Below are 25,791 nucleotides of genomic sequence, written 5' to 3'. Positions count from 1 at the left end.
ATGCGGACTTTTCCCCGACTCAGGACAAAGGGGGGTCCCCGGGTGGCCTTAGCCTGGGTGGCATGGGACGGGTGACGGAGCGACGGCGAGTGCTGCGGATACGGGACGGGGCGGTGAGCGCGCGGCCGGACACGCTGGTGGCGGAGGAGCCGCTGGAGATCCGCCTCAACGGGCGACCGCTCGCGATCACGATGCGCACGCCGGGCGACGACTTCGCGCTGGCGGCGGGCTTCCTGGTGAGCGAGGGGGTGCTGGGCCGGGCGGACGAGCTGCAGCGCATCGTCTATTGCGCGGGCGCCACCGCCGACGACGGCACCGGCAATACGTACAACGTGGTGGACGTGCAGCTGGCCCCCGGCGTCCCGGTGCCGGACATCACGCTCGAACGGAACGTCTATACGACGTCATCGTGCGGCCTGTGCGGCAAGGCCAGCCTCGACGCCGTACGCACGCAGGCGCGCTGGCCGCTGACTGGCAAGATCGAGCTGACGCCCGCGACCCTGTCGGCGCTCCCGGACCGGCTGCGCGCCGCCCAGCGGGTCTTCGACCGTACGGGCGGGCTGCACGCGGCCGGCCTCTTCACCGCGGACGGCGAGCTGCTGGACGTACGCGAGGACGTCGGCCGCCACAACGCGGTGGACAAGCTGGTCGGCCGGGCCCTGCAGGACGGGCGGCTGCCGCTGGCGGACGCGGTGCTGATGGTGTCGGGCCGGGCGTCCTTCGAGCTGGCGCAGAAGGCGGCGATGGCGGGCATCCCGGTCCTGGCCGCGGTCTCGGCGCCGTCGTCGCTGGCGGTCGATCTGGCGGCCGAGACCGGGATGACGCTGGTCGGCTTTCTGCGCGGGACGTCGATGAATGTGTACGCGGGCGAGGAGCGGCTGACGCTGGGCGGCTTCGCCGCGGCTCGTCGCTGAGAGCATCCGGGGGCTCCGCCCCCAGACCGGCTTCGCCGAGCTCGCTCAGGTCCTAGCGCGATCCGCGCCCGGGCTTCCGGCCGGCCGCCGGGGCCTGCCGCTTGCGCGCGGGCTGGGTCCTGGACTGGCCCGCCGGCTTCTTCCGGGCGGCGGACTGCGACTGGCCGCCCGTCTTGGGGGCGCCGGTCTTGGGGGCGCCGCCCGCGGACTTGGTCCTGGTGCGGGACTTGGGCTTGGCCGAGGTCGCCGCACCTGCCTTCGCGGCGGGCGTCGCCTTCGCCTTCGCGGCAGGCGTCGCCTTCGCCTTCGCCGCCGGCCTCCTCGCCCGCCCGCTTCCGGCGGACTTGGCCTTCGGCCGGGCGGCCGGCTGCGGCGGAGGCGTCACCACGACGGGGACGCCCGAGGGCTCCCGCGCACCCGTGATCTCCGCCAGCTCCGCGTCCGTCGACTTGATCCGCGTCGTCTTCGGGCTGATGCCCGCGTCCGACATCAGGCGGCTGACATCCCGCTTCTCCTCCGGCAGCACCAGCGTCACCACGCTCCCGGACTCCCCGGCCCGCGCGGTGCGCCCGCCGCGGTGCAGATAGTCCTTGTGGTCCTTCGGCGGATCGACGTTGAGTACGAGGCCGAGGTCGTCGACGTGGATGCCGCGCGCGGCGACGTTGGTCGCCACCAGCGCCGTAATATCGCCGGTCTTGAAGGCGGCAAGGGTCCGGTCCCGCTGCGGCTGCGACCGCCCGCCGTGCAGCGGAGCCGCCCGTACGCCGCTGGCCAGCAGCCGCTTGGCGAGCCGGTCGACGGCCCGCTTGGTGTGCAGGAACAGGATGACGCGCCCGTCACGGGCGGCGATCCGCGTGGCGACGGCCCGCTTCTCGGTCACGTCGGCCACGTACAGGACGTGGTGGTCCATGGTGGTGACCGCGCCCGCCGACGGATCGACCGAGTGCGTGACCGGGTCGGTGAGGAACTGCTTGACGAGCCGGTCGATATTCCGGTCCAGCGTGGCCGAGAAGAGCAGCCGCTGCCCGCCCGGCTTCACCTGCTTCAGCAGCCTCGTCACCTGCGGCAGAAAGCCCATGTCGGCCATCTGGTCGGCCTCGTCCAGGACGGTTACGGCCACGTCCCCCAGCTCGCAGTCGCCGCGCTCGATGAGGTCCGCCAGCCGCCCGGGCGTCGCGACCAGCACCTCCGCGCCGCGCCGCAGCGCGCTCGCCTGCCGGGTGATGGACAGGCCGCCGACGACGGTGGTCAGCCGCAGGTGCACGGCGGTCGCGTACGGCGTCAGCGCATCGGTCACCTGCTGGGCGAGCTCGCGCGTCGGCACCAGCACCAGCGCCAGCGGCGCCCGCGGCTGGGCCCGCCGGCCCGCGGTGCGGGCGAGCAGCGCGAGGCCGAAGGCGAGGGTCTTTCCGGATCCCGTACGCCCCCGGCCGAGGACATCGCGTCCGGCGAGGGCGTTGGGCAGGGTCGCGGCCTGGATGGGGAAGGGCTCGGTGACGCCCTGCTCTGCGAGGGTCTTGAGGAGGGCGGCGGGAAGCTCCATATCCGCGAACGCCTCGACCGCGGGCAGCCCGGGAGTCGTGGACTCCGGCACCGCGAAGTCGCCGCCGCGGGCGGCCGGCTTTCCGCCGGGCGTCTTCTTGGCCGGCGCCTTCCTGGCCGCCGGCTTCCCGGCGCCCGCTTTCGCGCCGACGCCCCCGGTGCGCCGGCGAGGTGTGCCTGCGCGGCGGGCTGAGCTGGTCATACGTGCCTTCCTGAGCCCTTGGTGAACCCAGGCTAGATCGCGGCTCGGCTGCCGGCATCCGCAGTCCACACGGGAAGCTGTCGAACCTAGCATGATCAGCCGATCGTCCGGCGCATCAGTGGCCGCGGAAGGCCTCTTCCAGCCACCACGCCGGCTCGTCCGCGGTCACCTTCGCGTCCAGCAGCAGCGGCCGGTCACGAGGGCCGGCCAGCCAGTCCCGTACGGGCCGCAGATCATCGGGCCCGCGCACGGTCGTGGCCGTACAGCCGAAGCCGCGAGCGATCGCGGCGAGGTCCGTGGGCGGGAAGCGGACGGTGTCGAGCGCGTGCCCGCCCGGGCCGAAATGGTGGACCTCGGCGCCGTACGCCTCGTCGTCGTAGACCACGATCAGCATGCCGAGGCCCAGCCGCGCGACCGTCTCCAGCTCCGCGATGCCCATCAGCGCGCCGCCGTCGCCGAGCGCCGCAACCGTCAGCCGGTCGGGGCGGGCGAGCGCCGCGCCGGTCGCGGTGGCCAGGCCGAGGCCGATGGACTGGAAGGCCTGGGTGAAGACGAGGGCGCCGGCGTCCGGCACGCTGAGATACATCGCCGGGTAGCCCATGAAGTTGCCGGAGTCCACGGCCACTTGGCGCTCGGCGGGCAGCAGATCGTCGAGGCGTACGGACAGCGTCCGCGGATCGATCTGCCCGTCGGTCGAGAGATCCTTGTACGGGACGTCACGCCAGCGGCCCTCGCGGGTAAGCCTTTGAGCGATCTCCGGGGTGCGATAGCCGGTCACCGTGTGGCCGCGGCGGTCGAGTTCGGCCGCGACGACGTCCGCGGTGACGGCGGCGTCGCCGGTGACGGCGATGTCGACGGAGCGGTGGGCGCCCAGCGCCGCGGGATCGTCGTCCACCTGGGCCAGGACGGCGTCCGGGCCGACGAGGGTGCCGTGCCGCAGGGTCCACATGTTGAGGCCGCAGCCCCAGCCGATGATCAGGTCGGCGCCGCCGATCAGTTCGGCCACGAGCGGGGTGGCGAAGCCGCCACTGACGTCCAGGTCGTACGGGTCGCCGCGGAAGAGCCCACGGGAAACGGCCGAGGTGGCGAGCAGGGCACCCGTACTCTCCGCCAGCCAGCGGAGCGCGGCGCCCGCACCGCACAACATGGCGCCGCGCCCGGCGATGAAGACCGGCCGCCGGGCCATCGCCAGCTCATCCGCCAGCACCTTCACCGCATCCGCCGCTGGCGCCGGGCTGGACGTCACCGCCGGGGCGGGCAGCCGCAGCGGCCCCGCCACCTCGGCGGCCTGCACGTCGAGCGGCAGGTTGAGTACGACCGTCCGCCGCTGCTCCGCGGCCGTGTGCCAGGCGCGCGCCAGGTCGGCCGCGGCGCTGTCCGCGCTATGGATGCGCTCGGGGATGGCGCCGACCGCGGTGGCCAGGGCCGGCTGATCGATGCGGAAGTTGGACCGTACGGCCGCGGCCGCGGTCTCCGCCGCCAGGACCAGCAGCGGCGTGCGGCTCTTGGCCGCCTCCGTGATCCCGGTCAGCGCGTTGGTGAGGCCGGGCCCCTGGTGTACGGACACCACGCCCACCTGACCGGAGACCCGTGCGTACGCGTCTGCCATCACCGCCGCCCCGGCCTCATGGCGGGTGGCGGTGAACTCGGCGCCGCCCGCGACGAGGGCGTTGACGAGGCGGAAGTTGCCGCTGCCGACGACGCCGAAGACGCGTCGTACGCCCAGCGCGGCGAGGGCGGCGCCGGCCGCCTCGGCGACGTTCACCGCTCGATCAGGGCCAGGACCCGGGCGGGGCTGCCCGAGCCGCCGACGATCGGGAGCGGCGCGACCACGATGACCGCGCCCTGCGCGGGGAGCAGCGCAAGGTTCTGCAGCTGGGTGAGCCCGTACTTCCCGGCTCCCATCAGATGCGAATGGCAGGGGAACGGCGGGTCGAAGCCGTGCGCGGCGCCCGCGTCCGTGCCGACGGTCTCGACGCCGACCCCGGCGAGGTCGGTCTCCTCGGCGAGCCACCGGGCGCAGTCTCCCGCGATGCCCGGGGTGTGGGGGCCGGTGTCGTCGGCGTTGAGGAAGTCGTCCTCGCTGGCGGACCGGGTGTCCCAGCCGGTGCGGTAGAGCAGCCACCCGCCGGGCGGGAGGGGGCCGTGGGTCTTGGTCCACGCCTGTATGTGGTCGACCTGGAGCAGGAAGTCGGGGTCGGCGGCGGCCTCGGCGGAGGCGTCGAGCACGGCGGCCGGGCCGACGAGCCGCCGGGGCGGGATGGCGGCGACGTCTTCGCCGTCGCGACCGGTCGCCCAGTGGATGGGCGCGTCGACGTGGGTGCCGGTGTGCTCGCCGGTGGTGATGTCGTTCCAGTACCAGGCGGGCCCGCGCTCGTCGTAACGGCTCAGCTCATGCAGCGCGAAGTGCCGCGTATTGGCGAAGGGCGGCGGAAGCTGCAGCACGGGCGTCGTCTCCGACAGCGGCGCGGTGAGGTCGACCACCTCGACCGAACCGTCGGCCAACGCCGCGGTGAGCGTAGCGAGCACGGACATGACTGCCTCCCGTGAGCGGGCGGGGTCGGGGTGCCGTGCAGAACGTAACACCTGGTGTGGGAGACACCTAGGCTGGAAGCCATGCGGATCATCGTGGTGAGCGGCCCCTCGGGCTCAGGGAAGACGACCGTCGCACGCATCCTGGCCGAGAGCCGCCTGTCCCCCGGCGTGCATCTGCATACGGACGACTTTTACGCGGCGATCAAGCAGGGGGCGGTGGCCCCGTACCTGCCGGAGGCGCAGGCGCAGAACGAGACCGTGACCGGGGTGATCGCGCGGGCGGCCGCGGGATATGCGGCGGGTGGCTATCACACGGTGGTGGACGGGGTGATCGGGCCGTGGTTCATCGAGCCGTATGAGGAGGCGGCGAAGGCGGCGGGGGTGGGCCTGACGTATGTGGTGCTCCGGCCGGACCGGGAGACGGCGCTGGTGCGGGGGACGTCGCGCGCCGAGCATCCGCTCACGGATCGGGAGATCCTGGGGCAGGTCTATGACGGCTTCGAGGACCTCGGCGCGTACGAGGAGAACGCCCTGGACTCGACCGCGCTGACGGCGGAGGAGACGGCGGACGCGGTCCTCAGCCGCTGCTGAAGCCGCTCAGGTCCCCAGCTCCGCCAGCCACGGATGCCCGGGATGTACGAGCGCCAGCCACCCCCGCAGCGCCTCCCGCCGCGCCCGCCCCAGCAGGGGCAGCACCCCGTCGAAATCCGCCTGGTCCTTGGCCCGCGGCTGCTTCGCCTTGAAGAGCAGCACCAGCTCCGGTACGAGATAGGGCACCCCGTCCGCCGTCCGCTCGATGACCGCGTCGTACGGCAGCCGCAGCCGCTCATCGCGCCGGCAGACCCACATCCCGCCACCACCCGCCTGCGGCTCGCGGAAGACATCGAAGAGGAACTGTCCGCTGGCCGGATCCCGCACCCAGGTCTGATGCGTGGCCGCCAGCACCTCGGCGCTCGCCTCCGGCCAGACGCGCCCCGACCCGACCGCGTCCCACGCGTACTCGGGGAATCGCTCCCGGATCTCGCCGAACCGAGCCGCGGGCACCGCAATCTCAAGATCACCATGCGGCCGCGACTGCTCCCCGCGGAAGAGATCCAGCGCCCACCCCGCCGCGACGCACCAGGGCGCGCCGACCCCCGCCAGCCGCTCCGCGACCTGCTCGGGCCGCCAGGCGCCGGCCCAGCGCGCGTCGATTTCGGCGGCGTCGAGCTCGGTGCCGCCGGGCGGCAGGGGTGCGGTCATCGGGACAACGTACCGGCGGGGTGAGCAAGCCGTGGCGATCTCTCGGGTAGCGTCGAGGTATGAGTCATCCGCACCCTGAGCTGAAAGCCGCCCCGCCGCTGCGTGAAGGCGGGCTGCGCATCGTCGCACTGGGCGGGCTCGGTGAGATCGGCCGCAATATGACGGTCTTCGAGTACGCCGGCAAGCTGCTGATCGTCGACTGCGGCGTGCTCTTCCCCGAGGAGACCCAGCCTGGTGTGGATGTGATCCTGCCGGACTTCACCTCGATCCGGGACCGGCTGGACGACGTCGTGGCGGTGGTGCTCACCCACGGCCACGAGGACCACATCGGCGGCGTGCCGTATCTGCTGCGCGAGCGCGCCGACATTCCGGTGGTCGGCTCGCGGCTGACCCTCGCCTTCCTGGAGGCGAAGCTCAAGGAGCACGGGATCAAGCCGCGTACGGTGCGGGTGAGCGAGGACGACCGGCGCGACTTCGGCCCCTTCGACCTGGAATTCGTAGCGGTCAACCACTCCATCCCGGACAGCCTCGCGGTGGCGATCCGCACGGGTGCCGGTCTGGTGCTGCACACCGGCGACTTCAAGATGGACCAGTTCCCGCTGGACGAGCGGATCACCGACCTGCGGGCCTTCGGCCGGCTCGGCGAGGAGGGCGTCGACCTCTTCCTGACCGACTCCACCAATGCCGAGGTGCCCGGCTTCACCACCTCGGAGCAGGAGCTGACCCCGGCGATCGACACGGTGATGCGCACCGCCCCGCGCCGCGTCATCGTCTCCAGCTTCGCCAGCCACGTACACCGCATCCAGCAGGTCCTGGACGCCGCGCACGCATACGGCAGGAAGGTCGCCTTCGTCGGCCGGTCGATGGTCCGCAACATGGGCATCGCCCGCGAGCTGGGCTATCTGAAGGTCCCGCAGGGCCTGGTGGTGCCGATGAAGGAACTGGAGAAGCTGCCGGCGTCGAAGGTCACGCTGGTCTGCACCGGCTCGCAGGGCGAGCCGATGGCCGCGCTGTCCCGGATGGCGAACCGCGACCACATGATCCGCATCGGCAAGGGCGACACGGTGCTGCTGGCCAGCTCCCTGATCCCCGGCAACGAGAACGCCATCTACCGCGTGATCAACGGCCTGACCCGCTGGGGCGCCAACGTCGTCCACAAGGGCAACGCCAAGGTCCACGTCTCCGGCCACGCATCGGCCGGCGAGCTCGTCTACTGCTACAACATCGTCCGCCCCTCGAACGTCATGCCCGTCCACGGCGAGTGGCGCCACCTCCAGGCCAACGCCGACTTGGCCGTACGCACGGGCGTGGAGCGCGACCGGGTAGTGATCGCGGAGGACGGCGTGGTGGTCGACCTGGTCGACGGCCGCGCATCGATCACCGGCAAGGTCCCGGCGGGCAATGTCTACGTGGACGGGATGACGGTGGGCGGCGCCACGGAGGCGTCCCTGAAGGACCGCCTCACCTTGGCCGAGGAGGGCGTCGTCACGGTGGTCGCCCTGGTCGACGCCGACACAGGCGCCCTGGCGGAGCCGCCGGACTTCTTGGCACGCGGCTTCGTACATGACGAGAAGACCTTCGAGCCAGTAATCCCGGTAATCGAAAAGACCCTGGCGAGGGCTGCGGAGGAGGGCGTAGGCGACGCCCACCAGCTGGAGCAGCTCATCGCCCGCGCGGTGGCCAACTGGGCCTTCCGCACGCACCGCCGCAAGCCGCTGATCATCCCGGTGATCATCGACGCCTGAGCGGGTAGCCCCGCCGGTCCACCCACCGCTCCCCGTCCCAGACGATCATGAGCACCTCGCGGACGTGGGCGGTGAGGGGCAGCATCGGCGCAAGCTCCGCTTCAAGGGCGTCGTAGGCGGCATCGGCGGTCTCCGGCCCTTCGCTGTTGGCGACGGTGAGGTGCGGATTCAGCCCCTCGGGCCCGAATATCCCGCGATACGGCACGCACTCCGGCCAGCGGTGGGTGACGTCCTTGGTCAGCGCCCGCACGGGATCGGCGGGCCACGGGTCGAGGTAGAGCACACCGGGATAGCGGCGGAACTCGGCGAAGGTGAGGGCGAAGGCGTCGTGCCCACCGATCAGCACCCCGAGCTCGCGCTCCGTCGCCTCGCCCAGGCGGTCAGCATGCAGGAACGGGAAGAGCACGGTCACATGCGCGGGGACATCGCCCCGTACGAGATGATCAGCCTCCGGTACATGGATCGTCAGCGCCGTATCCCCCGGCACCATCCCCCAGCCACCGCTCACGCATCACTCCCGGTCACGCACCGCCACCAGCCCGTTGAAGACGCCGACGTACGCCGTTCCGTCCGGGCCAATGGTCACAGGCGCCCAGTTGTTGTCGTACAGCAGGCCTGTGCCGGTGAGGCGGCGCCAGTGGGTTTTGCCCGTACGGAAGTCGATTGCCGTGAGGTACCAGGCGTCGATGCCCAGGCGGCTGGGGCGCTTTGTGTAGAGGTATACGAGGCCGTTGCCGGTGGAGAGTTTGGCGACCGTTGATGGGGAGCGTTCCTGGCTCTTCCACACCACATTGCAGCCGCTTCCGTCTCTGCGGATGTCGATGCGGGTGGCGCCGCCGACCACCGAGCGGCCGCTCGTCAGCGAGGTGACGTTCTCGTAGCCGTAGTTGTTTTCCGCTATCAGGCTGTGGTTCCAGCCGATGAGGGAGTTGTCGGTGGTGGAGGCGCCGGCGCCGAAGACCGGGATCTTGCAGATCAGGTCGCCGGACTTGCGGCGGTAGACCAGGACGTTCATTCGGGTGTCCGCGTTGTCGGTGATGGCGACGTAGTCGCCGAGGAGGGTTGGGGTAGTGCCTGAGCCCTGGTTTACCGAGCCCGGCTTTGAGCCGGTGCCTCGGTCGTACGCGCGGCGCCACAGCACCCGCGGGGTGCCGTCCGCCTTCGTGTCGAAGCGGTATAGGGCGTGGTCGGAGACGATCGACATGCCGTCGGGGCCGGCGGAGAAGGAGTTCTGGATCTCCTCGCCCTGGAGGCGGATCGATTTCACCGACCCCTTCGCCGGGTCCACCGTCCCGATCCGGCCCTCCCTCGTCACCCACCAGATCCGTCCCTCCCAGTCCGGCATCACCGACGTCACCGGATCGCAGTCCCCGTCCGGGGACAGGTTCCCCCAGCTCTTGCAGTCGTGCGGTACGTAACGGCCCAGGTCCCAGTCGTCCTCCACCGTGAAGCGCCACTCACTCCCCGCATCCCGCGAGTGCGCGATCCGCAGCAGATGCTGCCGCGAGTCGGCCAAGACCAAGCGGTCCCGATTGTCCAGGTAGGCATACGCACCCCCCGACGTGTCCTTGAAAATCTTGGAAAGGTCCATCGATGTGATCGCGTCCACGCTCGACGGCCGCTGCGGCAGCTGGTGTTCGGCCAGGGTCTTCAGGGTGCGCGGGTGCAGGAGCTTCACCAGGAAGCCGGAGAAGGTGCCGCACACCGCCACGATCCGGCCGCCCCTGTCGAAGGTGAGAGTCGCGCACTCGCCGCCTACCACCGCCATCGATTCGCTGGTCACCGTGGGGTTGCGGCCTAGCGGGCCCGCGTACGGGTGCGTGTCGCTGCTCGCCCCGTCGGCGTGCATGCCGCTGCGGCCGTTGGCGGCCAGGTACGGGTGCTGGGGCTGCGAAGCCCCGGTCAGCGGGCGCGACGGCGCCGGCGTGCCCACGTAACCGGGCACCGCGAAGCGCCCCAGATCCTGCGGGATCGGGTCGGCGCGGCCCGGGATATCCCGGACGACCAGCATCGCCGCGAGCAGGGCCAGCATCGAGAAGGTGCAGGCGTAGCGCCGGGTGGGCAGCATGCGCGGAAGGTACGGAGGTGGGCTGCAAGAGTCCATGCACAGCCCGGGGTAGACAGTGTCCACCTGCCTGGTAGACACTGTCCACCATGGCCACCGATACGCGCACCCGGCTCCTCCAAGCCGCCCTCGAACTCCTCGAGAGCGAGGGCGTCGACGCCCTCACCCTGCGCGCCATCGCCCGCCGCACCGGCGTCTCACACGGCGCCCCGCTGAAGCACTTCCCGCACCGCGCCGCGCTCCTCTCCGCCGTGGCGCTACGCGGCTTCACCGAGCTCTCGGCGTGGGCCGAGCAGGCGCTCGACGCGCTGCCGCCCGATGCCTCGACCGCACGAAGGCTGCGGGCCGGGACCCGGGCCTACGTCGAATATGCCGTCGCCAGGCCGCAGATGTTCGCGCTGATGTTCCGGCGCGACCTGCTCGACGACGAGGACGCCGAGCTCGGCAAGGTGAGCCTCGGCGGCTTTGAGCGGCTGATGACCCTGGTGCAGGACCACCAGGCGGCCGGCTGGCGCGCGGCCGCCGACACCCGGCTGCTCACCGGCGCCATGTGGTCCGCCATGCACGGCCTCGCCCAGCTCTGGTCGTGGGGCGCGCTGCCCCTGGCCACGAAGGCCCCGACCGTCGAGGACGCCCTCGACGGGCTCTGCCAGGCCTTCGATCTCACCGGCACGGAAGGACCCACACGTTGACCACGGAAAGCACCCACGACTTCGACCGCGAGACCGCCGTCACCCCGCGAGTCGGTGAGCCCGGGGCGTACGACACCGACCTGCCCGGCAGCTTCCAGATCGGCATGGGGATCAACGGCGGGCTGCTGCTGTCCGTGGTCGCCCGCGCGCTGCAGGCCGAGCTCGGGCAGGGGGAGGACGCGCACCGCGACCCGTTCTCGATCAGCGCGTACTACCAGACGACGTCCGTCGCGGGGCCCGGCACCGTACGGACCGAGACGCTGCGCCGCGGTCGTACGGTCTCCACCGGCCAGGCCACGCTCACCCAGCCCGGCGAGGACGGCAAACCGGTCGAGCGGCTCCGCGCGCTCGCCACCTTCGGCGATCTCAACGGGCACGACAACGGCGACGTCCGCACCAGCGCCAAGCCGCCGCAACTGCCGCCGCCCGACCAGTGCGTGACGTCCGACCAGGCGCCGAAGGAGTTCACCCACGCCGCGCCGCTCCTCAAGCGCATTGACGTACGCCTCGACCCCGACACGGTCGGCTGGGCGGTCGGCTCGCCGTCGCACCGCGGCGAGATCCGTGGCTGGTTCCGGCTCCCGGAGGGGCGCGAGCCGGACCCGCTGCTGCTCCTGCTCGTCGCCGACGCCCTGCCGCCGGTCACCTTCGACCTGGGCATCATCGGCTGGGCGCCCACGCTGGAGCTGACCGCGCACGTGCGGGCGCACCCGGCGCCGGGCTGGCTGCGGGTCGTGCACTCGACCCGTAACTTCGCCGACGGCTACCTGGAGGAGGACGCCGAGATCTGGGACTCGAAGGACCGCCTCGTCGCGCAGTCGCGGCAGCTGGCGCGGGTGCGGACCGCCTGAGCGGCGCGCCCCGGCCGGCGGCGGGAGACCGGGATCACCCGCCGCCGGCCAGGACAGGACGTCACTCCGGCGTCACTCCGGCCGCACCTCCTCGCTGTACGCGCTCTCCGGCCCGCGACCCGCCATGTTCTCGGCCATGACCGTGAAGGTGTACGGCACTCCGGTGTCGAGGCCCTTCACCTCCGCCTCGTTCGCGTCCTCGCCCACGGCGACCGGGTCGAGCTTCTTCCCGTCCCGGTACGGCGTGACCAGGTACCCGGTGACGGGGACGCCGCCGTTGAACCCGGGCGCCTTCCACCGCACCTTCGCCCCGCCCTCCGCGGGACTGGCCGCGACCTCCTTCGGCGCGTCCGGCGGCGCGGGTACGGAGTGCACCTTGAACTCCAGCAGCCCGTTGTTGTACCCCGTGCCGCCCTTGACCTGGAAGCGCACCCAGTCGAAGGTCTTCATGCCGAAGTCCACGGTCATCGGGCCCTTGGCGGGGATGTCGTCGACCTCGACCTCGCTGCCGTCCGAGAAGGTCAGCACGCCGCCGTTGACGTCGTCCCGGGTGATGCGGTCGGACAGCGTGATCCGGTCGGCCTTGATCTTCTCCCCCCAGTTCAGCTGCACCCAGGGGTTGAGGTCGCCCTTCGAGGCCCAGTCGGCGTCGGGCGCGTCGGCGCCCTTGCAGCTGTCGAAGACGTTCTCCGGCGGATACTGCTCGCTGTACACGGAGGACGCCGTCGCCTTTGTGTCCGGCCGGCAGGCCGCGTTGCCGCGCAGCTTGCTCTTGTCGAGACCGATGTCCACCAGCTTGGACGCGGTCGCGTCGCCGCTGTCGGCGGACTTCGCCGTGACCCGGACCCGGCCGTCGCGATGGTTCACGGTGAGGGTGCCGTGGCTGTCGATCTCCGCCTTGTCCGTGGGCGAGCCGTCCGGCTCGGTCACGGACCACACCACCTCCTTGAAGGTCGCGTCGTCCGGCTGGACCGTGGCCTTGAAGCGGCTTTCGCCGTACGGCTCGTCGAGCTTCTCCGGGCCGCTGACAGCGATGTCCTTCACGTACGTCGACTGCCGTCCCTCGGACGCCGACTCGGAGGGCGGGAGCTGCTTCGTCCCCCACTTCTTGTTCGGCTCCGGGCCCAGCCACAGCTCCAGCGTGCCGCCGTCGGCGAGCTGGTCGTGCCGGAACCAGGCATTGTCCTGCGGCTTGCCGTCCAGCTTGGCGCGCTGGATGTACTGGTTCTTCGCCGAGTTGCCGTGGGTGACGATGCGGAATTGCTTGCCCTTGTTGTAGCGCGGGTCGAGTTTGATGGTGACCTCGTCGAAGACCGGCGAGGTGATGTCGTACACCGGCTTCTCCAGGCCGCCGCCGGTGACCTCAAAAAGGCCCATGGCCATCAGGGCGCTGATGGCGCCCATCTGTCCCTGGTCCTCGTCGTGGTGGCCGTAGCCGTCGTCGGTGGCGGTCGAGCCGAAGGTCTTCTCCTTCACCTGCCGCACCCAGTACTGGCTCAGCCACGGCTTTCCGACGTAGTTGAAGAGGTGCGCGACCTCCAGACCCGGCTGATTCCCGTACGAGACGTACCCCTCCCCGTACTGGCCGATGAAATTCTCCTTCTCCGCTGCCGTAAAGGCGTAGTTGAGCTTGTCGGCGTACGCCGTCTCGCCGCCCATCTCGTTCGCCAGGCCCATCACGTCGTGGTTGGTGAACCAGGTCGCCTGCCAGGCATTGGCCTCCGCGAAGTCATCCGGAGCCAGCGGGTCGAAGGGGGTGCGCCAGCTGCCATCGGCATTGCGGGGGCGGATGAAGCCGGTGTCCTTGTCGTAGAGCTTGCGCCAGTTGCGGGAGCGGTCCTCCAGGTAGCGGTGGGTGTCGGTGTCGTCCCAGGCCTCGAATTCGTTCAGGCCGACGTTGTCGCCCGTACCTCCGGTGGCGGTGAACTTGACCGAGGTGACCTTGCGCGCCGGGAATTCGACGGTCTTCGTGCCGGAGCCGTCGTCCGGGATGTCCTTCACCGCGACCGTCGAGCCGTCGCTGAATTCCAGCTTTCCGGAATTCGCATTGCTGCCCTTCGCCGCCCGGTCACTCAGTACGACCTTGTGCAGGTTGCGCGGCTTGTCCCAAGTCAGCTCGATCCAGGGGCTCTTCTCCCCCTTCGACGCCCACTCGACATCCGTCGGCGCGCGCAGCGGGCGGCCGTCGATCGCGCGCCCGGCGCCGTGCTCCTTGTCCAGCTCCGACGACGCCTTGGCCTTGGCGTACTGGGTGGCGTTGATGCCGCGCTTGCCCAGCCGGCCGGCGAACTGCGCCAGCGACCAGTCCTGGTTCGCGTACTCCAGCGTCATGCCCGCGCCCTGGTACGTCACGCCGTTGGGGATGTAGCCGAGGTCGAGGTACTCGCGGTTGCCGCCGGTCCCCCAGCCCTTGTAGTCGAACCACTCCTTGTCGAAGAGGCCGCCCATCGACTGCGCGTCCATCATCGCCTCGTACGCCAGGTCGGTGTCGAAGTCGCGGATGCCCTTGTTGTACGCGCCGGTGATGAAGGAGGTGACGGGTGAGCCGCTCATCACCATGGAGTAGTTCCCGGCGACCGGGCCTCTGGGCAGCAGCCCGCCGTCCTCGTACATCTGCAGCTGCGACTTCACCAGGCTGCTGTAGATCTCCGGATAGGCCAGGCCGAGGACGCTGTTGAGGTTCCACTGCGTCAGCCACAGCGCGTCGTAGTTGTACATCGCGAACTTCGGCTTCCCGTCGCGGCCCGCCGGGATCTGTCCGATACGGCCCCGGCCCCAGGTGTTGTCGAGGTAGGCGCCGTCCGCGTCGCTGACCATGCTGCGGCCGCACAGGACATGGAAGAGGTCGGTGTAGAACTTCTCCTGCTGCTTGGGCGTGCCGCCGCTGACGTCGATGCGGCCGAGCATGCGGTTCCACTGGCCCTGGGCGTCGGCCTTGACGGCGTCGAAGTCCCAGCCGGGCAGCTCGGTCTGGAGGTTGCCGCGGGCACCCTTGGCGCCGGTCAGGGAGAGGCCGACCTTCATCTGGACCTGTTCGCCGGCCTTGAGGTGGTCGTAGCGGACGTACGCGCCCGGCTTCTTGCCGGCGACCTCGTCGACGGGCTTGCCGTCGTCGGTGAGCTTGCCGTCGGCCCAGCCGCGCATCGAGTCGAAGGGCTTGTCGAAGCGGATGTCGAAGTAGAGCTTCACCTTGTGGTCGGCGTCGTCCTCGCCGTAGCCCTCGCCGCGCTGCAGGACATAGCCCTCGATCTCGCGGTCGCTGGTCTTCGTCACGTGGGCGCTGTCCATGATGGCTTCGCCGAGAGGGCCGCCGAGGTTGACCAGGATCTCGCTCGGGCCCGCCTTGTCGTACGTATAGCGGTGCATGCCCACGCGGTCGGTGGAGGTGAGCTCGGCGTCGATGCCGTACCGGTCGAGGTGCAGCTTGTGGTAGCCGGGCTCGGCGACCTCGCCGTTGTCGTGGTCGACGTGCGACTGCCAGCCCTTGTCGCCCTCCAGCTTCGGCACGCTCTCGCCGGTGGTGGGCATCACCTGGACGCCGGACAGGCGCCAGTCGTGCAGGTGGCTGAAGCCCTTGACCTGGTTTTCGTTGCGGCGGTAGCCGGTGCCCCAGGAGGTGTGGGTGCTGGTGTCCGGGCGCAGCTTGACCATGCCGAAGGGGCGGGAGGCGGACTGGAAGAAGAAGTAGCGGCCGATGTCGGCCTCGACCCAGGGGTTAACCAGGTCGACGTAGTCGCGGGCGGGACGGGCGGATTCGGCGGACGGCGCCGCCGCCGCACTCGGGCCCGTGGTGGCGGCGGTCAGGACGAGCGCCAAGGCGCTCAACATCACGATCAGTTGGCGGATGAGACGAGATCTCATTGCGCTCCCAACTCGGGGATGTTAGCGTTAACATGAGCCAGTCCAGGACTCTGCTCTGTTTACAGGTGCATGTCAACCCACGGCGCGCCGGGTATTACGTCCGCGCCCGCGGTGGTACCCATGCCCCCGTGGAGTGGTTCACCGACGACGGCTACTACTGGTCCCGGCTGGTCTTCCAGCGCGGGCTCGCGGCGCTGTACTGCGTCGCGTTCCTGGCGGCCGCCAACCAATTCCGCGCGCTGATCGGCGAGCGCGGCCTCACGCCGGTGCCACGCTTCACCGCCCAGGTGCCGTTCAAGCGCTCCCCCAGCCTCTTCCACCTCCGCTACTCGGACCGGCTGTTCGCGGCCGTCGCGTGGACGGGCGCGGCGCTCTCGGCGGCCATGGTCTTCGGGGCCGCCGACGCCGTGCCGCTGTGGGCGGCGATGGCGATGTGGCTGGTGCTCTGGCTGCTGTACCTGTCGATCGTCAACGTCGGCCAGGTCTGGTACGGCTTCGGCTGGGAGTCGCTGCTGCTGGAGGCGGGCTTTCTGGCGGTCTTCCTGGGCAATGCCGAGACCGCGCCGCCCGTCCTGATCCTCTTCCTCCTCCGCTGGCTGCTGTTCCGGGTGGAGTTCGGGGCCGGGCTGATCAAGATGCGCGGGGACCGCTGCTGGCGCGATCTGACCTGCCTGTACTACCACCACGAGACGCAGCCGATGCCCGGCCCGCTGAGCTGGTTCTTCCACCATCTGCCCAAGCCGCTGCACAAGGTCGAGACGGCCGCGAACCACGTCGCCCAACTCGGCCTGCCGGTCCTGCTCTTCCTCCCGCAGCCGATCGCGACCGCCGCCGCCCTCGCCATCGCCGCGACCCAGCTGTGGCTGGTGATCTCCGGCAACTTCTCCTGGCTGAACTGGATCACCATCCTGCTGGCGCTCTCCGCCGTCCAGCTCCCGCTCCCGGACCGCGACCTCCCCGGTGCACCAGGCTGGTTCACGGTCCTGGTCTGCGCCACCACCGCCCTCATGCTCGCCCTGAGCTACTGGCCGGCCCGCAACCTCCTCTCCCGCCGCCAGAAGATGAACGCCTCCTTCAACTCCCTGCACCTGGCGAACACGTACGGCGCCTTCGGCTCCATCACCCGCGTCCGCCAGGAGATCGTCATCGAGGGCACGGACGAGGCCCTGGTCACCCCGCAGACCCGCTGGCAGGAGTACGAGTTCAAGGGCAAGCCCGGCGACCCGCACCGCCTGCCGCGCCAGTACGCCCCGTACCACCTGCGCCTCGACTGGCTGATGTGGTTCGCGGCGATGTCACCGTCATACGCGGTCCGCTGGTTCCCGGCACTGATCGCGGGCCTCCTCGCCAACGACCGCCACCTCACCAAGATGCTGCGCCGCAACCCCTTCGCGACCGGCCCCGGCCCGACGCACATCCGCGCCCGCCTCTACCACTACAGCTACAGCGACTGGCAGGAGCTCCGCGCCACCGGCAACTGGTGGCATCGCGAGCTGGTCGGCGAGTATCTGCCGCCGGTCAAGCAGAGCGATCTGGTACGGAGCTGAGCGCACTTGAGCGGCGCACAACCATCCGGGCTGATTCACGCCCCTGGTGTAGCGTCCGCTACTGGCGCTATCGTCGAGGTATGCCGAAGCAGGTCAATATCCGCTTGGACGAGGAGCTTTCCAAGGCCCTCGAACAGCGGGCGCAGAGCGCCAACATGTCGCCGACGGACTATGTCCGGGCGCTCATCGCCGACGACGCCGACGAGCAACGCAATCGCTTCCTCGCTGCAGCCGACTTCCACATGAAACGACTGACGGATGCCTTCCAGGAGGTCTTCGGTTCGTATCCGGCCGGCGACCGGAAGGGCAAAGCCGCGTGATCATGCACGTGGACCGTGCCTGGTTGCTGGACGTCGCCGCAAAATATGTCCCCGGCGACCCCGATGTGACCGATTACGGAACATTTGCCGCTGCTGCAGCGCGGCACGCAGACACCGTGCTGGATGTGCCGGTCTACACGACGTCCCAGCACCGCGCCGCTGCACTGTTTCACCAGCTGATCAATGTACCCGGCCTCGACTGGGCTAACGAGCAGTACGCCGCTGCGGTAGCCCTGGCGTACCTGCAGATCAGCGGAGAACAGGTATCAGTCGAGCCATATCGGGTCGCGCAGTTCGCCCAGCGGGCGCAGGTCGAGCGGCTGCCGGTCCGTGAAGTTGCAGTCGAGATAAAGAACTGGTGCGGTAGCTGACACCGGATGTGCTCAACGGACCCCTCAGCGGGACTGCTCCGGTGCGTACGCGCCCATGTCCTGCAGCCCTATCACCCGCAGCAGCTCCAGGCGCTCGGCCGCCTCGCTGCCCGGCCGGGCGGTCTGCAGGACCAGGCGCTGATCGTGTGCCGGGCTCAGCATGATTTCGCAGTCCAGCTCCAGCAGCCCGACCACGGGGTGCCGGAAGCGCTTCGCCGCTGACAGGCGGACCGCGACCTCGTGCAGCTCCCACAGCTCCGCGAACTCCGCGCTCGCCGCCAGCAACCGCCGTACCAGAGCCGCCAGCCTGGGGTCGTCCGGGCGCTTGGCGAAGGTGGCGCGCAGGTCGGCGGCGTGCGCGCGGGCGATCTCCTGCCGGTCCTCGGACGGCAGCATCCGGATGGTCTCGGGGTGGGTGAAGAAGCGCCAGTACAGATTGCGCTCGCCCTCGGGGGTGGAGGCGTAGTCGCCGACCAGCGCCTTCGACATCGCGTTCTGCACCAGTACGTCCCCGCGGTCGCTGATCACCATGGCCGGGTTGTCGGTGAGCCGGTCCAGGATCAGCAGCAGCCCGGGGCGTACGTGATCGGTGGGCTCGTGCTGCGCGGGCGGCTCCTCCCCCGCCAGCCGGAAGAGGTGGTCCCGCTCGTCGTCAGTCAGCCGCAGCGAGCGCGCCACCGCGCCCAGCATCTGCCGCGAAGGACGCGGACCGCGGGCCTGCTCAAGACGCGTGTAGTAGTCGACGGACATCCCGGCCAGCTGCGCCACCTCCTCGCGGCGCAGCCCCGGCGTGCGGCGGCGCGGGCCCTCGGGCAGCCCCACGGCCGCCGGGGCCAGGCGGGTGCGGCAGCGGCGGAGGAAGTCGGCGAGCTCGGTGCGGTCCACCCCTCCAGCATCGCGCGAATCGTCCGGCGCATCCAGGGACTGCCGATCCCCGGATAAGCGGGTCTCTCCCGCCCCGTCGAGGCTGGCCGCAGCCTGGATCAGGTAACCGCACAGTTGAGGAGCAAGACCATGAAGATGCTGGTCACGGGCGTCACGGGCAAGGTCGGCAGCCGGTTCGTGCCGCGTCTGCTGCAGTGGGCGAACGGCCCGGAGGACGAGGTGCGGGTGCTGGTGCGCACCGCCGAGAAGGGCGCCCCGGCGGCGGCACTCGGCGCGGTCCCGGTGGTGGGCGACCTGCGGGACGAGGAGGCCCGCCGCAAGGCGCTCGCGGGGGTCGACACGGTGATCCACATCGCGGCGTCGTTCCGCGGCGTGCCGGACGAGGAGGCGTACGCGGTCAACCACGAAGCCACGATCGGCTTCGCGCGGGACGCGGTCGCCGAGGGCGTGGGCCGCTTCGTCTTCACCAGCACCGGCCTGGTCTACGGGCCGGGCCGCGGCCGCCCCGCCGTCGAGGAGGACGAGCCGCAGGCAGGCGGGGCGCTGGACGGCGCGTACCCGCAGTCGAAGCGGGACGCCGAGCGGGAACTGCTGGAGCTGCACCGGGAGACCGGCCTCGACCTGCGGATCGCGCGGCTGCCGTTCGTGTACGGCGAGGGCGACGACCATCTCGCGCAGCTGCCCGGCTTCGCGGCCGACTGGCCGGCCCACCGGCGGATGAGCTTCGGGCACCACGCGGACGTGGCGCAGGCGCTGCGGCTGGTGCTGCGCGCGGACGCCGCGACGGCCGCGGGTCGTACGTACAACGTCGCCGACGACGCGCCGGTGTCCGCGGCGGAGATCCTGGAGGTGACGGGCACCCCCGTACCGGAGGGGATGGCGGAGCGCCCGCTGTCCGACCCGTGGTCCGGGATCGTCTCGAACCGGCGGCTCCGGGACGAGCTGGGCTTCAGCCCGCTGTACCCGTCGATCTGGGCGGCCCGGGCCGCGGGCGCGCTCTGAGCTACGGCGGGTGGGTGGGCGCCGCGCGCTCGCCCACCCGCCGGGGCCGACGCTCAGGCGGCCTGGTGCCGCCGCTTGTCCACGATCACCGAGGCGACCGCCACCGCGAGGGTGACGATGCCGGCGCACATCAGGTTGTTCCGGTTCGCCGAGTCGGTGAGCATCAGCGCGGTCAGCGCCACCATGCCCGCCATCGCGATCCAGGTCAGGTACGGGAAGCCCCACATCTTGACCGCGAGCCTGGCCGGGTCGTCGCGCTCCAGCATCCGCCGCAGCCGCAGCTGTGAGACGGCGACCATGAACCAGACGACCAGCAGCAGCGCGCCGACCGCGTTGGCGAGGAACTTGAAGATGGTGTCCGGCCAGTACACATTCAGCAGCACTGCGACGTAGCAGAAGGCCACCGACGCGAGGACGGCAGTGCGCGGGACGCCGTCGCCCGAGACCTTCAGCAGCGCCTTCGGGGCCTGGCCGCGGTCGGCGAGCGAGTAGATCATGCGGGAGGCGCCGTAGATGTTGGCGTTCAGCGCGGAGAGCAGGGCCACGACCGCGATGACCTCGATGAGGCGGCCCGTACCCGGGATGCCGATCATGTCGAGGACGGTGGCGTACGGGCTGGCCGCTGGGTCCACCTTGTCCCACGGCAGTACCGCAGCGATGACGATCATGGAGCCGACGTAGAAGAGCAGGATCCGCAGCACCGCGCTGCGCACCGCCTTGGCGATCGAGCGCTGCGGGTCCTCGGCCTCACCGGCGGCGATCGTGGCCGCCTCCAGACCGCCGAAGGAGAAGATCACCATCAGCAGCCCCGCGGAGATGCCGTCCCAGCCCTTCGGGGCGAAGCCGCCGTTCTTGGTGAGGTTCGACAGGCCGCCGTCGACGTCGGAGAAGGCGCCGCAGATGGCGAGGACGCCGAGGATCAGGAAGCCGACCACGGCCGCGACCTTGATGGCGGCGAACCAGAACTCGGACTCGCCGAAGAACCGCACCCCGCGCAGGTTGACCGCGGTGAAGACGACGACGAAGAGCAGCACCAGCGCCCACTGCGGGGCGTCCGGGAACCACCCGCGGACGAGGCTGGCGGCGCCGGTCGCCTCGATGGCCAGCACGACGACCAGCAGAATCCAGTACAGCCACCCGACGGTGAACCCGGCCCAGCGCCCGAGCGCCCGCTCGGCGTGGGTGGAGAAGGAGCCGCTGGAGGGGTACGCGGCCGACATCTCGCCCATCATCCGCATGACCAGCAGCACGAGTGCCCCGGCCAGCAGGTAGGAGAGGATGATCGCCGGCCCGGCGGCCTGCAGCGCGGCGCCGGAGCCGAGAAAGAGCCCGGAGCCGAGGGCGCCGCCCAGGGCGAGCATGGTCAGGTGACGCTGCTTGAGCCGGTGGGGAAGCGCCGGCGCTTTGCTGTCGGGGGGAGCGGTGGTCTGCATGGGGGACGTTCCAGGTGGCGCGGTGGGGCAGGGAAAGATCGCCAGAGTAGCGGCGAGGGGCACTAGTCGAACAGTCATGCCCGAATACCGGACAGGTGGTTATCGGCGCAAGCTGCCGAAATCAAGCCCGTCCGGCGCTTGAGGACGAGCGCGAAGCGCGATCCGCTCCAGCGGTAACAGCCTCGCTCTCCTCGGGCGCCGTCCGCGCCCATCGCTTAGCGATGACCGCACACACGATCAGCTGCAGCTGATGGAACAGCATCAGCGGCAGGATCGTAATGCTCGCGGCGGAGCCGAACAGGACCGCCGCCATCGGCAACCCGTTCGCCAGGCTCTTCTTCGACCCTGCGAACACGATCGCCACCCGGTCCTCCCGGCTGAACCCCATCCGCCGCGACACCGTCGAGGTGAAGAGCAGCACCACCGCGAGCAGCACCCCCAGCACCGCCGCCAGCGCCAGCAGCCGCAGCGGCGTGACCTTGCTCCAGATCCCCTGGTTCATGCCTTCACTGAAGGCCGTATAGACAACGAGCAGGATCGACGACCGATCGACATACCCGAGCACCCGCCGGTGCCGCTTGATGAACCCCCCGATCCACCGCCGCAGCAGTTGCCCGGCGATGAACGGCGCCAGCAGCTGCGTGCCGATGCCCAGCAGCCCGTCCGCCGAGAAATCCGCCTCGGACCCGATGAACCACGCCACCAGCAGCGGCGTGAGCACCATGCCCAGCAGCGCCGAGTACGTGCCCGCGCAGATGGCCGCCGGCACGTTGCCGCGCGCGATCGAGGTGAACGCGATCGACGACTGGATCGTCGACGGCACCAGACACAGGAACAGGAAGCCCGTGTACAGCTGCTCGGTGAGCAGCCACGGCACCAGGCCCCGCGCCGCGAGCCCGAGCAGCGGGAAGAGCACAAAGGTCGAGGCGACCACGAACAGGTGCAGCTTCCAGTTGCGCAGCCCGTCCAGCGCCTCGCGGGTGGACAGCCGCGCCCCGTAGAGGAAGAACAGCAGCCCGATGGCGACCTTGGACGCGTCGGAGACCACCGTTTCCGCGACGCCGCTCGCGGGAAGCAGTGCGGCGAGGCCCACGACTGCCAGCAGGGTGAGTACGAAGGGGTCCAGCGGCAGCCAGGACGGTAGTGCGATACGGCGCATGACTTCCTTTACACGTCTTTCTTCCAGCGCTGCCTTCCAGGAGGGCTGCCTCACATTCTGCCCCCAGGGGTCTGGTGGCTCGCGGCGACCCGTGTTGCACTCTCCTTTTGGGGGCCCTACGGGGAGGAACCGCATGTGACTCCAGCGCGGAGATTCGGTGCAAGGTCTTCACATTTGCGCACGTCAAGCGGTGTCTGCTGTACCGTCTGCGCGGGCGTCTGACCCCCCAACCCTCGAGGAGAGCGGAATTGCGCGAGTACACCGTCCCGTCCCTTGCGACGGCGCCCCAGGTCGGTGGACTTGCGGACGCGGTATTCGAGCAGGCGGCCGCGGAACCGGATCGTCCGGCATTCGGCCGTAAGGTCGACGGGCACTGGCGGAATGTGACCATCGGCACGTTCCGGGACGAGGTCGTGGCGGTCGCGAAAGGCCTTCTCGCCCAGGGCGTCCGATTCGGCGACCGGGTGGGGCTGATGTCCCGTACGCGCTACGAATGGTCGCTTTTCGACTTCGCGCTGTGGACCATCGGCGCCCAGCCGGTGCCGGTCTACCCGACGTCCTCGTCGGACCAGGTGCTGCACATGCTCGACGATTCCGCGGCGGTCGCCTGCATCGTCGAGCACGAGGACCACGCGATGACGGTCGGCTCCGTCATCGACCAGCTGCCCAAGCTGAACCGGCTCTGGCAGCTGGACTCCGGCGCCGCCGAGGACCTGATGGCGGCAGGCGCGCACCTGGAGGACGACGTCGTGGAGCGGCACCGCCTCGCGGTGACCCCGGACTCCGTCGCCACGGTCATCTACACCTCGGGCACCACCGGCCGGCCGCGCGGCTGCTCCATCACCCACGCCAACTTCATGGCGCAGGCGGACAACATCATCGAGCGCTATCCGCCGCTCTTCGAGAACCGCCCCGGCAACCGCCCGGCGACGCTCCTCTTCCTCCCGCTCTCGCACGTCTTCGGCCGGATGATCGAGGTCACGGCCCTCCGCGGCAGGATCAAGCTCGGCCACACCCCGGACGTCCGCCCCGACTCGCTCCTCCCCGACCTGGCCGCCTTCCGCCCGAGCTTCATCCTGGCCGTACCGCACATCTTCGAGAAGGTCTTCGCCGCCGCCCGCCGCAAGGCCGAGGGGCAGGGCAAGGCCGACGCCTTCGACAAGGCCGCCGACGTCGCCGTCCGTTACGCCCAGGCGCAGGAGGCGCGCGCCTTCGGCACCGGGCCAGGGCCTTCGGCCGCGCTGCGGATGCAGCACCAGGTCTTCGACAAGCTCGTCTACGCCAAGATCCGCAACTCGCTCGGCGGCCGCTGCCGCTTCGCGATGTCCGGCGGCTCGGCGATGCAGCGCCGGCTCGGCCTCTTCTTCGCCGGCGCGGGCCTGTCGGTCATCGAGGGTTACGGCCTGACGGAGTCCACCGCCGCGGCCGCCGCCAACCCGTGGGAGCGCCCCCGCTACGGCACCGTCGGCCGGCCGATCCCCGGCATGACCGTGCACATCGCCCAGGACGGCGAGATCTGGCTGCGCGGCGGCCAGATCTTCTCCGGCTATACGGGCGAGCCGCAGGCCACCTACGCGGTGCTGCGCGATGGCTGGCTGGCGACCGGCGACGTCGGCGAGCTGGACGAGGACGGCTATCTGACGATCACCGGCCGGAAGAAGGAAATGCTGGTCACCTCCAACGGCAAGACCGTCTCGCCGGTCGGCCTGGAGGAGAGCGTCCGCGCCCATCCGCTGGTCGCGCAGTGCCTGGTGGTCGGCAACGACCGCCCGTACATCGCCGCCCTGATCACCCTGGAGCCGGAGGGCGTCTCGCACTGGCTGAAGATGCGCGACAAGCCCGAGCTGACCGGCGCGGAGCTGGTCCGCGACGAGGAGCTGGAGGCGGAGATCCGGCGCGCGGTGGTGGCGGCGAACACGCATGTCTCGCAGTCGGAGTCGATCAGGACCTTCCGCATCATGGCCACCCAGTTCACCGAGGACCAGGGGCTGCTGACGCCGTCGCTGAAGCTGAAGCGGCGGGCGATCGAGAAGGCGTACGGGAACGAGGTCGAAGCCCTCTACGGAAACTGAGGCTCCGTCAGTTATTGACGACCCGTCAGATCCGCCCGCAGAATGCAGCAACTTCGCATCGGTGGGAAGGATCGTCCTCGTATGCCTCGCCTGCTCCGCACCGCCATGCTCGCCCTCGTCCCGCTCGCCCTCGTCGCGGGCTGCAACTCCGCCTCCACCGCCGGAAAGAGCGGCGGCGAAGCCGCCTCCGTACGCGGCGTCACCGACGACTCGATCAAGGTGGGCGGCATCGTCTCCAAGACCACCACCAGCGGCTACAGCAAGGCCGACACCGACCTCGGCGCCAAGGCCCGCTTCGACCGCGCCAACGCCGAAGGCGGCGTCAACGGCCGTAAGATCGACTATCTGGGCGCCGAGGACGACGGCCAGGACCCGGCCAAGAACCTCGCCGCCGCCCGCACCCTCGTCCAGCGCGAGAAGGTCTTCGCCATCTCCCCGATGAGCTCGGTCACCTTCTCCGCCGCCGGCTTCCTGAAGGACCAGAAGGTGCCGGTCTTCGGCTGGGGCACGATCCCGTCCTTCTGCGACCAGGAGTACGCCTACGGGTACAACGGCTGCCTCGTCCCGCGCCCGGGCCACAACATCGGGCTCAGCTGGCAGGACGGCCTCAAGCACGTCATGGGCGGCGCCAAGGGCAAGTCGGTGGCGCTGGTCGCCAACGACAGCGACGCCGGGAAGTTCGGCATCCGCACCTACAAGCAGGGCTTCGCGGCGGCCGGCTTCAAGGTCACGTACGCCAAGTCCACGGTGCCCGCGGCCGCCGCGCCGAGCGACTGGTCCGGCTACATCGGCGAGATCATGAAGAGCGACGGCGGCAAGGCGCCGGACGCGGTCGTCTCCGTCATGCAGACGCCGCACAACATCGGCCTGTTCACGGCGCTGAAGCGGGCCGGCTACAAGGGCGTCCTGACCGACCCGACGGACTACGACCCCGGGCTGCTGGCGAAGAAGACGACCCGCAAGGCCCTCGACGGCGTCTACGTCTTCATCCAGAGCGAGCCCTTCCAGTCGGCCAAGCCCGCGATGAAGCAGTTCAAGGCCGACATCAAGAAGGCGGCGGGCAAGGACGTACCGCTCAATATGCACATGATGACCGGCTATCTCTCCGCCGACCTCTTCCTCGCCATCGCCGAGAAGGCGGGCAAGGAGCTGACGACGGAGAGCTTCCAGGCGGCGGCGGACGGCTTCAAGGACACCGGCACGATGGCCGGGGACCGGGAGTTCCCCAAGGGGCACGAGGAGTCGTTCAACTGCGGCTCGCTGGTGCGGCTGAAGGGCGGCGCGTACGAGGTGGCGTCCAAGTTCCGCTGCTCCGACACCGTTCCGTTCAAGTAGCGGCGGGGCGGGGGTCAC

The 25,791-nt window shown here is 70.4% G+C and carries 21 protein-coding genes; 11 read left to right on the top strand and 10 right to left on the bottom strand.

The annotated features are described in order from the left end of the window. The first annotated feature begins 62 nt into the window (after nucleotides 1-62). A complete protein-coding gene (gene fdhD / locus ACNNMR_RS37850; RefSeq protein ID WP_419999244.1) occupies nucleotides 63-914 on the top strand; it encodes a formate dehydrogenase accessory sulfurtransferase FdhD in 852 nt (283 codons plus the stop codon). A gap of 52 nt (nucleotides 915-966) precedes the next feature. On the opposite strand, the gene ACNNMR_RS37845 is transcribed toward fdhD, so the two are convergent. The 3 genes from ACNNMR_RS37845 to ACNNMR_RS37835 all read right to left on the bottom strand — a co-directional run bounded on the left by ACNNMR_RS37845 (nucleotide 967) and on the right by ACNNMR_RS37835 (nucleotide 5,193). Next, nucleotides 967-2,658 (bottom strand): DEAD/DEAH box helicase, encoded by a 1,692-nt coding sequence (locus ACNNMR_RS37845; protein WP_419999243.1) that lies wholly within the window; start codon nucleotides 2,656-2,658, stop codon nucleotides 967-969. Between the two features lie 115 nt (nucleotides 2,659-2,773). After that, entirely contained in the window at nucleotides 2,774-4,423 is a 1,650-nt protein-coding gene (locus tag ACNNMR_RS37840; RefSeq protein WP_419999242.1) for a thiamine pyrophosphate-binding protein, read from the bottom strand. Beyond that, nucleotides 4,420-5,193 (bottom strand): cyclase family protein, encoded by a 774-nt coding sequence (locus ACNNMR_RS37835; protein ID WP_419999241.1) that lies wholly within the window; start codon nucleotides 5,191-5,193, stop codon nucleotides 4,420-4,422. Before ACNNMR_RS37835 ends, ACNNMR_RS37840 begins: the two co-directional genes overlap by 4 nt. 81 nt (nucleotides 5,194-5,274) lie before the next feature. Between ACNNMR_RS37835 and ACNNMR_RS37830 the strand changes: the two genes are divergently transcribed. Then, nucleotides 5,275-5,784 (top strand): AAA family ATPase, encoded by a 510-nt coding sequence (locus ACNNMR_RS37830; protein ID WP_419999240.1) that lies wholly within the window; start codon nucleotides 5,275-5,277, stop codon nucleotides 5,782-5,784. A 6-nt stretch (nucleotides 5,785-5,790) separates the two neighbouring features. On the opposite strand, the gene ACNNMR_RS37825 is transcribed toward ACNNMR_RS37830, so the two are convergent. Then, on the bottom strand, nucleotides 5,791-6,435 hold the full coding sequence (locus ACNNMR_RS37825; protein WP_419999239.1) for a nucleotidyltransferase domain-containing protein: 645 nt from the start codon (nucleotides 6,433-6,435) through the stop codon (nucleotides 5,791-5,793). A gap of 59 nt (nucleotides 6,436-6,494) precedes the next feature. Here ACNNMR_RS37825 and ACNNMR_RS37820 point away from each other — a divergent pair, with 59 nt between their 5' ends. After that, a complete protein-coding gene (locus ACNNMR_RS37820) occupies nucleotides 6,495-8,180 on the top strand; it encodes a ribonuclease J (protein WP_419999238.1) in 1,686 nt (561 codons plus the stop codon). On the opposite strand, the gene ACNNMR_RS37815 is transcribed toward ACNNMR_RS37820, so the two are convergent. Both ACNNMR_RS37815 and ACNNMR_RS37810 read right to left on the bottom strand, forming a co-directional pair. After that, nucleotides 8,167-8,688: a 2'-5' RNA ligase family protein gene (locus ACNNMR_RS37815; RefSeq protein WP_419999237.1), complete on the bottom strand. Its 522-nt coding sequence runs from the start codon at nucleotides 8,686-8,688 to the stop codon at nucleotides 8,167-8,169. The genes ACNNMR_RS37820 and ACNNMR_RS37815 overlap by 14 nt on opposite strands. Before the next feature lie 3 nt (nucleotides 8,689-8,691). Further along, nucleotides 8,692-10,248, bottom strand: coding sequence for a hypothetical protein (locus ACNNMR_RS37810; protein WP_419999236.1), 1,557 nt, complete (start codon nucleotides 10,246-10,248; stop codon nucleotides 8,692-8,694). An 86-nt stretch (nucleotides 10,249-10,334) separates the two neighbouring features. Here ACNNMR_RS37810 and ACNNMR_RS37805 point away from each other — a divergent pair, with 86 nt between their 5' ends. Both ACNNMR_RS37805 and ACNNMR_RS37800 read left to right on the top strand, forming a co-directional pair. Further along, nucleotides 10,335-10,937: a TetR/AcrR family transcriptional regulator gene (locus ACNNMR_RS37805; protein ID WP_419999235.1), complete on the top strand. Its 603-nt coding sequence runs from the start codon at nucleotides 10,335-10,337 to the stop codon at nucleotides 10,935-10,937. Next, on the top strand, nucleotides 10,934-11,788 hold the full coding sequence (locus ACNNMR_RS37800; RefSeq protein WP_419999234.1) for a thioesterase family protein: 855 nt from the start codon (nucleotides 10,934-10,936) through the stop codon (nucleotides 11,786-11,788). Before ACNNMR_RS37805 ends, ACNNMR_RS37800 begins: the two co-directional genes overlap by 4 nt. A gap of 72 nt (nucleotides 11,789-11,860) precedes the next feature. On the opposite strand, the gene ACNNMR_RS37795 is transcribed toward ACNNMR_RS37800, so the two are convergent. Further along, nucleotides 11,861-15,649, bottom strand: coding sequence for a glycoside hydrolase domain-containing protein (locus tag ACNNMR_RS37795; protein WP_419999233.1), 3,789 nt, complete (start codon nucleotides 15,647-15,649; stop codon nucleotides 11,861-11,863). Between the two features lie 128 nt (nucleotides 15,650-15,777). On the opposite strand from ACNNMR_RS37795, the gene ACNNMR_RS37790 reads away from it, so the two are divergent. From ACNNMR_RS37790 to ACNNMR_RS37780, 3 genes are all read left to right on the top strand, one after another. Next, entirely contained in the window at nucleotides 15,778-17,196 is a 1,419-nt protein-coding gene (locus tag ACNNMR_RS37790) for a lipase maturation factor family protein (protein ID WP_419999232.1), read from the top strand. 80 nt (nucleotides 17,197-17,276) lie between these two features. After that, nucleotides 17,277-17,516: a hypothetical protein gene (locus ACNNMR_RS37785; protein ID WP_419999231.1), complete on the top strand. Its 240-nt coding sequence runs from the start codon at nucleotides 17,277-17,279 to the stop codon at nucleotides 17,514-17,516. 2 nt (nucleotides 17,517-17,518) lie between these two features. Next, nucleotides 17,519-17,887: a fic family toxin-antitoxin system, toxin component gene (locus ACNNMR_RS37780; RefSeq protein WP_420000617.1), complete on the top strand. Its 369-nt coding sequence runs from the start codon at nucleotides 17,519-17,521 to the stop codon at nucleotides 17,885-17,887. Between the two features lie 24 nt (nucleotides 17,888-17,911). Here ACNNMR_RS37780 and ACNNMR_RS37775 read toward each other — a convergent pair whose 3' ends face one another. Further along, nucleotides 17,912-18,772, bottom strand: a complete 861-nt coding sequence (locus ACNNMR_RS37775) for a helix-turn-helix transcriptional regulator (RefSeq protein ID WP_419999230.1) — start codon at nucleotides 18,770-18,772, stop codon at nucleotides 17,912-17,914. A gap of 129 nt (nucleotides 18,773-18,901) precedes the next feature. Here ACNNMR_RS37775 and ACNNMR_RS37770 point away from each other — a divergent pair, with 129 nt between their 5' ends. Beyond that, entirely contained in the window at nucleotides 18,902-19,774 is an 873-nt protein-coding gene (locus ACNNMR_RS37770; protein ID WP_419999229.1) for an NAD-dependent epimerase/dehydratase family protein, read from the top strand. Nucleotides 19,775-19,827: 53 nt separating this feature from the next. Here ACNNMR_RS37770 and ACNNMR_RS37765 read toward each other — a convergent pair whose 3' ends face one another. Both ACNNMR_RS37765 and ACNNMR_RS37760 read right to left on the bottom strand, forming a co-directional pair. Further along, nucleotides 19,828-21,207, bottom strand: a complete 1,380-nt coding sequence (locus ACNNMR_RS37765) for an amino acid permease (protein ID WP_419999228.1) — start codon at nucleotides 21,205-21,207, stop codon at nucleotides 19,828-19,830. Nucleotides 21,208-21,328: 121 nt separating this feature from the next. After that, nucleotides 21,329-22,366 carry a bile acid:sodium symporter family protein gene (locus ACNNMR_RS37760; RefSeq protein ID WP_419999227.1) on the bottom strand — a complete coding sequence of 346 codons (1,038 nt, stop codon included), beginning with the start codon at nucleotides 22,364-22,366 and terminating at the stop codon, nucleotides 21,329-21,331. 248 nt (nucleotides 22,367-22,614) lie between these two features. On the opposite strand from ACNNMR_RS37760, the gene ACNNMR_RS37755 reads away from it, so the two are divergent. Next, nucleotides 22,615-24,438, top strand: coding sequence for an AMP-dependent synthetase/ligase (locus ACNNMR_RS37755; protein ID WP_419999226.1), 1,824 nt, complete (start codon nucleotides 22,615-22,617; stop codon nucleotides 24,436-24,438). 81 nt (nucleotides 24,439-24,519) lie between these two features. Next, complete coding sequence (locus ACNNMR_RS37750) at nucleotides 24,520-25,773, top strand: ABC transporter substrate-binding protein (protein ID WP_419999225.1); 1,254 nt, start codon at nucleotides 24,520-24,522, stop codon at nucleotides 25,771-25,773. The last annotated feature ends 18 nt before the right edge of the window (nucleotides 25,774-25,791 follow it).

Source organism: Streptomyces boninensis (assembly GCF_048572725.1).
GTDB classification, from domain to species: Bacteria; Actinomycetota; Actinomycetes; order Streptomycetales; family Streptomycetaceae; genus Streptomyces; species Streptomyces boninensis.
The sequence above is the reverse complement of the archived record's forward strand: the minus strand, read 5'-3'. Positions and strand labels throughout refer to the sequence as shown.